Here is an 11,467-nt window from a genome sequence, read left to right as displayed (position 1 = left end):
TGATAAAAATATTCTGAAATATCTGAGATTTCAGCGTGGTAGAAAAATGCAAGAGCATAAGGAGTTTTTGCCCCCACCGAAGGTGTGGGATCAGGCAGTGCCTGATAAAACGATGGGGTCAAAAAAAGTGAGTTTTCTATATAGTTTCTATATGGTTTCTATATGAACTCTATATATCATTCTATATAGTTTCTATATGCTTTTTTTGCATTTTAAACATTAGTGGGAGGAAAAGTGGAAAACTTTTGTATGATTTTTCACTGAAAAAAATGAGAGTGCCCATTTACATACCTTACATGCAGGTATTCAATAAGGTTCGAATGTTTCGAATAATATTGCGCGCAATAGGACCCGTAGGGAGTAAGATATGAGCTACTCTGGAATAGTTGAATAGAGTTTTTGGGCTGTATAAACAGCCCAATTTTTTTATTGACCCTGAAACACGCTAAAATGTTTCAAGACATTTTGTGTTTCTTCTTCTGTGATCCCGATATACCGGAGAGTAACAGAAGGATGAGAATGGTTCAAAATTTCTTGCAACATGGCAATATCCTTCGTGGCTTTATAAAACCAATAGCCAAATGTTTTTCTGAGCGTATGATTGCCGACATGCTCCACCCCGGCAAAATCAGCCGCCTTTTTCAGCTGACGATAAGCCTGTGTCGGTGTAATCGGTCGATTTCCTTTTCTGGATGGAAAGAGCCACTCACTGTCTAATCCAGCCGCGTATTGATACACTTCCTCAAAACAATGGCCAATATAAATATCTCGGATTTTTTGGGTTTTCCCTTCTTTTACTCGTAAAACCTTCTCTTTTTTGTTTTTCAGCTTCAGAATCGCTTCCGTTTTGATTTTAAGCAGGTCTCCAACCCGTAGGCCTGTTTCACACCCTAACACAAATAAAATGTAATCTCGGGGCAAACAGTGGCGTTTTAACGCCCATTTCATATCGTCTAATTGCTGCTGACTACGGATTGGCTGCACATTTTTTGGTGCCGTCATCTTTTCTCCTTCCCTTAAAAATCAACGATTTGAATGTACGATTTTGTAGGATATCTCAATCCTATCGAAGAAAAAGGGAAAAGACAAGAGAATAAGCGAAAATGAATGTATGATTTTATACAAATTCGTACATTTGTTCAAAACTGAAAAAGGTAGGGGAAAGTTAGGGAACTTGATACGTATCATTTTTTGCGAAAATGTATATACTTTGTATATACTTAAATGACGGAAGGTGGTATAATTGAATTCCAATAAAGGAGAAGGGGTGGAAACTATGGCAATGGCAACAACTGTTCAAAAGTGGGGAAATAGTCTTGCAGTTCGTATCCCTAAAGATGTTGCTGAGCGAGTTGCGATTCATCAAGGCTCCGAAATCGAGTTAAGAGTTATAGATGATAAGAAAATCACATTAGTTCCAAAACAGAAGAAATACACGTTAGAAGAACTTTTAAAGCAAGCAAAGCCGGAAAATCGTCATAAGGAAATTGATTTTGGTATTGAAGGGAATGAATTAATTTGACCCAAGCACCAGACCGTGGGGATTTGGTTTATCTAAATTTCAACCCACAATCTGGACACGAACAAGCAGGACGTCGCCCAGGTATTGTATTGTCCCCGAAAGAATTTAATGAAATAACACGATTTGCACTTATTTGTCCAATTACAAACACAGTAAAGGGTTGGCCTTTTGAAGTAGAGCTCCCAGAAGGTTTAGCCATTCAGGGAGCTATTTTGACTGATCAAGTTAAAAGTTTAGATTGGGTATCCAGAAAGATTCAAATTAAGGATCAAGCACCACCCGAAATTGTAACTGAGTGTTTGAACAAAATACATACTTTTTTGTAAAAAGATAAAAAGCATCAAATAATGGAGTTGATCCGAATGAATGAAAGTAATTATTTAACACCGGAGCTAGTCGAAAAGATGTGAGCTTCTCTCAATAGCCTTACAGAGGAAAAAAAGTTAAAGCTGAAAAAGATGCTGCCACTCGTTGATGAGACACATAAACAGGCTTTACAAAAAATGATCATAAAATAGCATGATGGCGAATGTCATCTATAAAACACCTCAAAAACCCGGTCCGAAAAAGTGCATTTTTCGGACCGATTTAACCCTAAACTCATTTACCTTCTAATACATGGTTAATTGCTGCTCTTCCTCAACAATATGGCCCTTTAGTGGAATAACATACTGGAGTTTTACAACATCGACAAGCATACAAAGAGAAACATTTGATGATGTATAAAATTTTGTGTAGAGCATTTTACTAGACCAAAAGAAAAAAGGTAGGGTATTCTCTTCTTTAAATTCAATTTCAAATACTTTAGTAGCTGAATTGTTTCTTTTTAAGAGCATAAGACGATTTTTTTCATAAATTTAAAAAAGCGCCACTCTCTGACGTTATGTAAGGAGCCTATTGCAGGAAAATTATTCTTAGATTCATAGCAAAAAAAGTGGGACAAACGTGGGATAAGCGTGGACCATTTGTGGGATTTTAGTGGGCTATTCGTGGGACTTTAGTGGACTTTTTGTGGGCGAATCGCCTTTTTTATGTACCCATCGTTTTATCAGGCACTGCCTGATCCCACACCTTCGGTGGGGGCAAAAACTCCTTATGCTCTTGCACTTTTCTGCCGCGAAAAATTACAGGTATTTCTGAATAATTTATTTATTTTGTGGCACAATTGTAATCGTGTATAATACGGACACGATCTTCAAGGGGGATCGGCCTGTTAGTTAGGTAGAATAATCCACCCATCAGCCGTTAAACTCAAGGGTGGATTATTTTTTGTGAAATGACAGTATTGAAACAGAGGTCCAGGGCAGCATACTGTTTCACTGTTGCCCTGCCAACCTAATAGAACTTATTTTTATCATCGAACAGCTCATTAACTTTCTTGTAGTAGAAACAGAGGATGTTCATTTTTTTCTTATTTTTGGGTTATTTAGCCAAGTTGAAGCAGTTAATAAAGCAGCGAACCAATTCATGGTCAATCCATCAGAGATTTTGAACAGAATGAAAAGATAGTTATTTAGATGACTATCTTTTTTGTTGAAGAAAGCAAAAAGGATAGTCTTTTAATTTCTGACCATCTTTTTACTAAAAATTATAATATTCGGTTAATTCAAAAAATTTTAATCATGAATTGATTAATTGAATTAACGTTTAACTTTCTTGATGAAGTAGCTTTCTCTGCTAGTTGTTTTTATTTTTTTGGTTCGCTTTTTATCAGAATATAAGGTGTAAACAACTTTTGTACGTCTGATATAAGAGTTTTCCTTGTAGTAACATTTTGCGGTAATATAGGCGGTTTTTCCTTTGATTTTGGAACTCCATAAAGATACTAGTCCACTTGCTAGGGCAGCAGTTCCTTTTCCTTTTAAGTTTCCGGCAATGTAACCTGCTACTCCTGCAGCAAAAGCATAGGCATTGCTAGTGTTAGGCGTCTGGTAATACATTACTTTATCGAGTTTCCATCCTCCCGATGGCTCTGGAACTGGATAATATGTTGGAATGTCTGCTTTAGCATTGCTTGCAGGCAGGATTACTCCCAAAGAAACAAATGAAGCAAATAAGATTAAAGCTGCCTTTTTTAAGACTGAATTTTTAGCCTCAACCATTTTTTCTCCCCTCCTTTTTCGAAATTATGCTAATATTACATCAACAATATTAACATAATTCAGGGGAAGAGTTGTGAAAAAATGGATAAATTGGATAAAAATATAAAACAAAATAAATTTTTAAAAAAATACCAAAATTTTAATATGGGGATTGTTTATGCTCTCATTATTGTGATATGCGGAGTATTAAAAGTAAGTACCTCAATTCCACTAATTTTATTGTCATTAGTGGTAATAGTAGACTTGATTGTTTCCATCATAACCAAAAAAAAGAAAGATACCATTATTGATGTTTTCGCCATAATCCTTTTATGGCTTGGAGCAATCTTTTTGAGATAAAAAAAGATAATCTTGAAGATTATCTTTTTTGCTTATTTTTAAGCCAAAATTAATTTACTAGATAAAAACCATTAGGAAACTATTTAAGCACGCTTAGAAAGCCAAAATGAGCCAAATTTGGCTATTCTATGAGTGAGGTTGAGCAAATCGGTTATAAAAGATGTATTTTATAAATTCTATCCAACATTGCTGAAGATTGGGAAAATGACTAGAATTTTGGTGTTTTTGGAGTTAAAATATTGATCAGTAAATAAAAAATAAAAAAGACAAAATAAAAAGGCTGTTCGGCCACCACTCCGAACAACCTGCCCTGTTAACCACCACAGAAAACAGGGATAAAATACAAACCTTTATCGTTAAGTCCATTATAAATGGATTACATAAAAATTTTCAACTATAAAATTTCCCTTTTTTGGACTTCAAAGGTGTATTTTATCCCTTTCTGTGATCGGTAACGGGGTAGAATACGCCTTTTTGTTTTGTCTAAGGAAAGGGAGATAAAAACAATGAAAGATGTCATTATTGATTTGCTTCGTTCAGACGGATCTATTGTTGTAAATAAACGTTTAGCAAAAGCTATCGGATTGACGGAAGCAGTCGTATACAGCGAACTTGTGAGCTTGTATAAATATTGGGCAAATCGTGGAGAACTAACAGATGGCGAATGGTTTTTCTGTACGGATGACAATCTTGTAGAAAATACAACTATTCCAAAAAACACTGTTAGAAGAAAAGTAAATGAATTGGTAAAAATGGGACTTATCGAAAAAGAGTTAAAAGGATTGCCAGCTAAAATCCATTACCGTATAACAGACAAAATTTTTGAAGTATTAGGTTTGTGGTCAAGCAAGGATAACCAAAATGGTCAACCTGATGAAATCAACGTTTCTGACGAAAAAAGAGCCGAAAAATCGCATGGTTATCAGCTTACCCAAAATGGTCAACCAAGAGTAACCAAAATGGATAAGCAAGGATCGCCAAAATGGTCACCAAATAATACTAAATTAAATAATACTAAGATTAATAATACTAATAAGATTAGAGAGAGAGACTTAATAAAAGGGGCTGAAATTGAAGAAGAATTAAAAGATTACATAGAAGGACGTTCAGAAGAATTCAAGGAAAAGGGAATTGATTTACAAACGGTAATAAATTGGATTGAAGCTAATACAGAGTTTTATAACTTTATCGAATTTGCCGTCGGTATAAATCAGCTTTTAGAGTTTCCAGAACCTATTAAAAATCCTATTCTGTTTTTAAACAGCACTTTTGCTGATATTGAAAAATACGTTAAAGATTTTCGTAAAAAACAACTGAAAAAAGGTAAAAAGGAAATGGCAGCGAAAAAGAAACAACAACAACCTCAATTTCAGCCACAACCACAAACAGTTTTTTATAATTGGTTGGAACAGTGATCTAAATAAACTTTAAAGGGGTACCAGAATGTCTTTTATTGATAACTTAGAAATCATTGACGGTTATATTGACGAGGATCGGTTTTTTATAAAAAGTATTGCTGGATTTGTGGTGAATGGATTTTACAAAGCTGATGGATTGCGCTCATTGGCCAGATTGATTCATGATGATGAGCCACTTAACCTTTTTGACGAAGAAAGAACCATTTTCGTTCCAGTAGAAAAGAATGTCCAATTGAAAAAGGAATTGTTGATGATCGCGGATAAGTTAGATACATATCAAGGTTAAATGTTAAAAATTCCCTGCCCACTAGCGCGATGAACAGTGATCATTTGTTTTATAATCATTGATGAGTAAGTAATAAATAAATAATGGTGAGTGACTATCTAAAATATTTAATGATAGACGGTGATTATTGATGAGCGAATATCTGACGATTGCAGAATTGGCAGAACAGGCAGGCATTCCGAATTCTACTTGTAGGCGTTATTTGGCTAATTTTGAAGCGTTCTTCGTGGTTAAAGGTGGCAGTCGATTAAAAAAATATGAAGTCGAAGCTGTGAACGTTCTCAAAAGAATAAAGCAACTTTATGACGAGGGAAAAGACACGAACGAGATCCGCAACATTTTAGCTAATGAGTTTCCTTTGGTGATTAACCATGATGATCAACGAGAAACAAGTGAGAAAGTTGCAAATACACCAACATTAGCAACCAGTGAAGATGTTGAAGAGATAAAAAAAGCACTGGAAGAGCAGAAGAAATTCAACGAAATGCTATTAAAAAAGCTAGATGAGCAAAACCGATACATCAAAGAGTCATTGGAGAAACGAGATCGTCAACTCATGGAATCGTTGAATCAAGCTTTGGAAATTAGACAAGCTAGAATCGAAGCTGCGGCAGCAGAGAAAGAGCAGCCAAAAGGATTTTTTGCACGACTTTTTTCGAAAAAAGGGCAAAAAAAATAAGTGGGTCGCCACAAAAATCTGTGACGACCTAAAAAATTGTGCAATATGGGGCTTTCTGGCGAAATTATCTTTCGTTTTATGTGTAATTATATTGCTAAATGCAAAATTCGGCTTCATTTTGGGAACAAAACTTCAACGCAAAACGGAGTTTTGGGACGGTGTGAGAGAATTGTTGGCCACTCGGTATCGCCGGACGGCAGATCATTTTTTCCGCAGGGGTAGGCGGCTATCTTTTCCGCCTAACCAACCAAGCCCATATAAAAAGCACCCTTAATTATGTTGTATCCTATTTAAAATCATTTCGTGCTTACCAACTTTTTCTGCTAAATACTCAATATCTGTGCTTAAACCTTTTGTGTTCTTTTGGATTTGTTTTAATAATGCTACAACATCTTCATTACTGTTTGCTTCAAGCTTTTCCAATCTAGAATTTACTGCTTCAAAATTTGCATCCACTTCTTTAAACTTTAAATCTAGGTACTGATAAAGATTTTTAAAGCTTTCTTGAATAAGTAATGTTAGTTGTTCTTTTTCATCGCTCATTTTATTTAATCCTCCTAGCTAGGATTATAAAATAAGGTGTTGATAATAACCAGCACTCTTTACATAAAGTTTTGGATTGTAATTTGTTCCTATTCATCATTCATCATAGTCTTCATTATGATCTACGCGCAAATAACCTTTAACAAAGTCTAGATCTATCTCATTGATCTTCATCAGATCACCTTTGCTACTGGCGTTATTGAATCTTTCAAACTTTTTGATTACACTAAACATAGACATTTATGCTTGCCAAGATTCCTGTAATGATAAGGACAATATTTTTTATCGAGAACTTCAATCCCTAGTATCCTTCCGGCTTCTGCAAGCCGTTTTGTCATTTCAACATCCTCTCTCGATGGAGTGACGTCACCACTTGGATGCTGATGTGCGACGATGATGCTAGCTGAGTTATTGAGGATTGCTGCCTTAAATACTTCTCTTGGATGAACAATTGAAGCATTGAGAGACCCGATATGGCAGCGATGAACGGCAACGACTTCGTTTTTGGTATTGAGGCACATGACTAAGAACACTTCTCTGTCGTCGTCGCCGATGAAGTGTGCTGCCACTTTTGCTGCATCCTCCGGACAACGGATTACTTTTCTTTCTTCTGATGTTTCTGTGACAATTTGTTTGATTCGAACTATTTCAAGGATCTTCTTCATGTAGGACATCTCCTTTCTTTGTTTGAGAAAGGAGGAATTTTTGTGCAAAGGCGGGTAGAAGGGTGCGGAACGAAGTGAAGCATACGGAGTATCAAGCGATTCGTTGACAGCTTGCGGAAAGCCCAATGACTTAGCAAACCTTTAGGTTTGGTTAGCCGACTTGGCTTTCCCAAGATGTCCGAAGAGCGCAGACCCTTTACGCGTCTAACAAACAAAAAATTACAATGAGGTGAGGCAAAGGAAGGAGTGTCCTTGGGAAGGAGGTAAAAAAATAAAACGTATTTTTGGTTTGTTGCCTTTTGATTTTAAAATAAATTTATTGGGTACTTTTCAGTTGTTTCACTGAAAAGTCGTAAAACCTTTTTGAAATGCTTATTTTATTATTCGGATATGTTTAAAAGGCCAACAAATTATGTTTGCCTGGCCAACAACATCATCCATTGGAATGGCCCCAATATGACGACTGTCTTTACTATGTCTTCTATTATCCCCCATTACAAATAAATAGCCTTCAGGAACAGTGTTTCTACCGATTGGAGTGTCCTTTAGAGTAAACGATTCCGTAAGGGGGCTACCAAACTTGTTTTGTTTTTTGTATTCATCTAGATAAGGTTCTTTATAAGCTTTCCCGTTTATATATAAAATATCATTTTTATACTCGATGCGATCTCCAGGTAACCCAATTATGCGTTTTATGTAATCCTTTTTTTCTTTTGTATGGAATACAATAATATCAAACCTTTTCGGTTTTACAAAAGAATATTTTATTTTGTTTACAATCATACGATCTTGATCGTGTAGTGTAGGCATCATGGATTCTCCTTCTACTATAAACGGCGCAAATATGAAGTGCCGAACAAAAGCAGCTAATAAAATCGCAATAATGATCGCCTTCATCCATCCCCAAAACTCACTTTTCTTTTTCTCCATTATCATTATCACCCTTAACTCCTAGATCACACATAAACCACACAAAAACACCCATAATCTCTGATCTACCCAGGTTTATGGGTGCTTGGTTTGCCTAGTGACTGTCGAACTCGGGGAATAATAACCTAATCTTTAAATCTAAAAAACCAGAAAATTATTCTACGTTAGCAAACTTAAGATAGGTTATGTCCTCGTTTTTCCGTTCCAGCCTACTGACAATCCGAGTCCCTTAGCTAACTCCTTGCTCCTCATTATTTTGTAAACTCTGGTACTATGACTGTAGAAGAAGAACTAGCAGAAATATTTAATCCTGATGGCAGCGTGACGGACTTTTCAACAGATGCTCCAAAAGTTTGAGGAGCAAGTTGTTGAATGGGACTGCTTTGGTAATACGATTCAGTTGGGCTCGAAATAGATACAGATGCCTGACCTTGTATTACTGGTAGTTCAATATGATCAGTATATCCGAATAAAGGGGATAAAAATGGTAATATCAAAAGCGCTCCCGCTCCTTTCATCAATATCCCTCCTCAGTAAATATACATAATATTGTAAATACTAGAATGATCATCGCAAAAAAGGCCAGAGATCAATCTCTGACCTACCTTATTGTAATGTTTAATGCAAAATAAAACTTTAGCAAAATGCAGGATAAAAATTAAGCACTAAATTGGAAACAAAACAGGTCAGATTTCGCTTAAATTTTTAGTTGCAGAAAACAATTGTAAAAGTTATTTCAAGAGTCCACCAAGCAGACCGCCTAACCCATTAGTCAGAGACTGAACGGAAGAAGCTAAACCATAGCCACCGTTGGTGGAAGCTGATGCAGACAATCCGTTCGGACCACTTAGGTTCGCATTGGTGTTGTATGTGCCACCAAGAACTCCTCCTAAAAGACCCGTAACGCCATCTTGATTAACCGTATAAGTGGAACCAGCTTGAATTTCAAAATTAGGGCCGGTAGCACTAACTACACTACCACTAGATACATTTGTCTTTCCTACTAAACTATTAACCGATCCCAGTACATCATCAAGACCTGCTGCGGAAGCTGGAGCCGCATTACCAGCTACTAAACTACCAGCCATTAACATTGCCGAAATTCCAACTGTTTTGATCAACTTTTTCATTATAATTCCCCTTCCTTTTCTAGAATTTTATTTTAATGCTTGACCTAGACTGTTCAATAACCCACCAATAGATTGAACGGAAGATGCAAGACCCCAGCTACCATTTGCCGAGGTACTAGCTGAATACCCTGCATAAGATACCGAAGCAGAGGTTCCGCTAGTTCCACCTAAAACTCCACCGCTGATTAATCCAGTTAATCCAGATTGTTCAGTCGAGTTCACTGCTTTTGCTGTCACAGTTACATTATCTACCTTCAAGGAAGCGCCACTCTGAACATCTACTTTAGAACTACCAACTAATTGATTTACAGCTCCGAGAACACTGCCAAGTCCACCATCCGGAGAATTAGTTGGTTGTTCTGCAGCAAAAGCCGATCCCATACCCCCCATTAGGATTGCCGTAGATAGACCTGCTGATAAAATCAGTTTCTTCATTTTACCTACCACCTTTCTAATTTATTGTTTTAAGAATTTCATAGAAAATAGTACCATTAAAATGAAAAATTTACCATATTAAAAAGAATACCTAAATCGGCTTTCATATAATCCCCTTTTATTCCTAAAATTGTTTTTTTACATTATAACACTACCAAGTATTCGATAAAATTTATAATTTAACTAAAAATAGTTACTTAAAGACGATTGGATTTTCCTGTCTGGCTCTATTTTCTGAAGTGATGAGCGATAATAATATGGTTTATAATCATTGATAAGCAAGTAACGAATAATGATGAGTGATTATCTGAAATATTCAATGATAGATGGTGATTATTAATGAGTGAATATCTAACAATTGCAGAATTGGCAGAGCAGGCAGGTATTCCGAATTCAACTTGTAGGCGCTATTTGGCTAATTTTGAATTGTTCTTCGTGGTTAAAGGTGGAAGTCGATTAAAAAAATATGAAGCTGAAGCTGTAAACATCCTCAAAAGGATAAAGCAACTTTATGATGAGGGAAAAGATACAAATGAGATCCGCAACATCTTAGCCAATGAGTTTCCTTTGGTGATTAACCATGATGAACAACGAGAAACAAGTGAGAAAGTTACAAACACACCAACATTGGCAACCAGTGAGGATGTTGAAGAGATCAAAAAAGCACTGGAAGAACAAAAGAAATTCAATGAAATGCTATTAAAAAAGTTAGACGAACAAAGCCGATACATCAAAGAGTCATTGGAGAAACGTGATCGACAACTCATGGAGTCCTTGACTCAATCTTTAGAAATTAGACAAGCTAGAATTGAAGCAGCCATAACAGAAAAAGAGACACAAAAAAGTTTTTTTTCACGTTTGTTTTCCAAAAAAGGGAAAGAAAAATAAGAAGGCCGATAAAAAAGTGTATCGACCCTCGAAAATTGTGCACTATGGGGCTCTGAGACAAATTTATCTTTCGTTATACGTATAAGTGTCTTGTTAAATGCAAAATTCGGCTTCATTTTGTGGTGAGTTTTGGAGATCTGCTACTAAAAATTGTTAATTCTTGCTCAGTGGTTAGAAGGGAGCGAAGATTCATGAAATATTCAAAGGAAACGTTACAAAAGAAATTTTCGTCTGTAAAAGCTTCACTTGAAATCGAAGGCTTAAAAGTAACGAAAGAAATTGAGGATCTAGTCATTGCAAAAGCAGCAGGAGAGATTTCTTTTGATCAGTTTAAACGTGAAGCAGCTAGGTTGGCAGGGAAACAGTGAATCGGTATGCTGCCCTGGGCCTCTGTTTCAATACTGTCTTTTAACCAAAAAAATAATCCACCCTTGAGTTGTTAGGCCAAAGGGTGGATTATCCGTCCTAAAGCCGATCCCCCCTTGAAGATCGTATCCGTATTATACACGATTACAATTGTATCGCGAAAT

16 protein-coding genes are annotated in these 11,467 nt (G+C 36.2%); 8 read left to right on the top strand and 8 right to left on the bottom strand.

Annotated features, from left to right (window positions below; all coding sequences use genetic code 11):
• Positions 1-426 precede the first annotated feature (426 nt).
• The gene (locus NST81_RS17565) at positions 427-1,002 is read right to left on the bottom strand and encodes a tyrosine-type recombinase/integrase (RefSeq protein WP_341030565.1); all 576 of its coding nucleotides are present in this window, start codon (positions 1,000-1,002) and stop codon (positions 427-429) included.
• 280 nt (positions 1,003-1,282) lie between these two features.
• On the opposite strand from NST81_RS17565, the gene NST81_RS17560 reads away from it, so the two are divergent.
• Together NST81_RS17560 and NST81_RS17555 are read left to right on the top strand one after the other, a co-directional pair.
• Positions 1,283-1,522, top strand: coding sequence for an AbrB/MazE/SpoVT family DNA-binding domain-containing protein (locus NST81_RS17560; RefSeq protein WP_081473003.1), 240 nt, complete (start codon positions 1,283-1,285; stop codon positions 1,520-1,522).
• Positions 1,519-1,848 carry a type II toxin-antitoxin system PemK/MazF family toxin gene (locus NST81_RS17555; RefSeq protein WP_003352727.1) on the top strand — a complete coding sequence of 110 codons (330 nt, stop codon included), beginning with the start codon at positions 1,519-1,521 and terminating at the stop codon, positions 1,846-1,848. The genes NST81_RS17560 and NST81_RS17555 overlap by 4 nt, the downstream gene beginning before the upstream one ends.
• Positions 1,849-3,162: 1,314 nt before the next feature.
• Here NST81_RS17555 and NST81_RS17550 read toward each other — a convergent pair.
• Complete coding sequence (locus NST81_RS17550) at positions 3,163-3,624, bottom strand: hypothetical protein (RefSeq protein WP_341030564.1); 462 nt, start codon at positions 3,622-3,624, stop codon at positions 3,163-3,165.
• 81 nt (positions 3,625-3,705) lie between these two features.
• Between NST81_RS17550 and NST81_RS17545 the strand changes: the two genes are divergently transcribed.
• The 4 genes from NST81_RS17545 to NST81_RS17530 all read left to right on the top strand — a co-directional run bounded on the left by NST81_RS17545 (position 3,706) and on the right by NST81_RS17530 (position 6,346).
• Positions 3,706-3,963 (top strand): hypothetical protein, encoded by a 258-nt coding sequence (locus tag NST81_RS17545; protein WP_048624567.1) that lies wholly within the window; start codon positions 3,706-3,708, stop codon positions 3,961-3,963.
• 506 nt (positions 3,964-4,469) lie between these two features.
• Complete coding sequence (locus tag NST81_RS17540) at positions 4,470-5,378, top strand: hypothetical protein (protein ID WP_341030563.1); 909 nt, start codon at positions 4,470-4,472, stop codon at positions 5,376-5,378.
• 28 nt (positions 5,379-5,406) lie between these two features.
• A complete protein-coding gene (locus tag NST81_RS17535; RefSeq protein WP_341030562.1) occupies positions 5,407-5,667 on the top strand; it encodes a hypothetical protein in 261 nt (86 codons plus the stop codon).
• 130 nt (positions 5,668-5,797) lie between these two features.
• Positions 5,798-6,346: a MerR family transcriptional regulator gene (locus NST81_RS17530; protein ID WP_341030561.1), complete on the top strand. Its 549-nt coding sequence runs from the start codon at positions 5,798-5,800 to the stop codon at positions 6,344-6,346.
• 270 nt (positions 6,347-6,616) lie between these two features.
• Here the strand turns inward: NST81_RS17530 and NST81_RS17525 are convergent, their stop codons facing one another.
• The 6 genes from NST81_RS17525 to NST81_RS17500 all read right to left on the bottom strand — a co-directional run bounded on the left by NST81_RS17525 (position 6,617) and on the right by NST81_RS17500 (position 10,049).
• On the bottom strand, positions 6,617-6,889 hold the full coding sequence (locus tag NST81_RS17525; RefSeq protein WP_341030560.1) for a hypothetical protein: 273 nt from the start codon (positions 6,887-6,889) through the stop codon (positions 6,617-6,619).
• A gap of 221 nt (positions 6,890-7,110) precedes the next feature.
• On the bottom strand, positions 7,111-7,554 hold the full coding sequence (locus NST81_RS17520; RefSeq protein WP_341030559.1) for a JAB domain-containing protein: 444 nt from the start codon (positions 7,552-7,554) through the stop codon (positions 7,111-7,113).
• Between the two features lie 372 nt (positions 7,555-7,926).
• The gene (gene lepB / locus NST81_RS17515) at positions 7,927-8,484 is read right to left on the bottom strand and encodes a signal peptidase I (protein WP_341030558.1); all 558 of its coding nucleotides are present in this window, start codon (positions 8,482-8,484) and stop codon (positions 7,927-7,929) included.
• A 251-nt stretch (positions 8,485-8,735) separates the two neighbouring features.
• Positions 8,736-9,002 (bottom strand): hypothetical protein, encoded by a 267-nt coding sequence (locus tag NST81_RS17510; protein ID WP_061578784.1) that lies wholly within the window; start codon positions 9,000-9,002, stop codon positions 8,736-8,738.
• A 213-nt stretch (positions 9,003-9,215) separates the two neighbouring features.
• Positions 9,216-9,614, bottom strand: coding sequence for a hypothetical protein (locus NST81_RS17505; RefSeq protein WP_341030556.1), 399 nt, complete (start codon positions 9,612-9,614; stop codon positions 9,216-9,218).
• 27 nt (positions 9,615-9,641) lie between these two features.
• Positions 9,642-10,049: a hypothetical protein gene (locus NST81_RS17500; protein ID WP_341030555.1), complete on the bottom strand. Its 408-nt coding sequence runs from the start codon at positions 10,047-10,049 to the stop codon at positions 9,642-9,644.
• A gap of 339 nt (positions 10,050-10,388) precedes the next feature.
• Between NST81_RS17500 and NST81_RS17495 the strand changes: the two genes are divergently transcribed.
• Both NST81_RS17495 and NST81_RS17490 read left to right on the top strand, forming a co-directional pair.
• Positions 10,389-10,937, top strand: coding sequence for a MerR family transcriptional regulator (locus tag NST81_RS17495; protein ID WP_048624570.1), 549 nt, complete (start codon positions 10,389-10,391; stop codon positions 10,935-10,937).
• Between the two features lie 191 nt (positions 10,938-11,128).
• Positions 11,129-11,305, top strand: coding sequence for an antitoxin VbhA family protein (locus NST81_RS17490; RefSeq protein WP_169799179.1), 177 nt, complete (start codon positions 11,129-11,131; stop codon positions 11,303-11,305).
• Positions 11,306-11,467 lie beyond the last annotated feature (162 nt).

Source organism: Bacillus sp. FSL W8-0223, assembly GCF_038006805.1.
GTDB classification, from domain to species: Bacteria; Bacillota; Bacilli; order Bacillales; family DSM-4216; genus Bacillus_O; species Bacillus_O smithii.
Note: the sequence above shows the minus strand (reverse complement) of the source record. Positions and strands in the feature narration are given on the sequence as shown.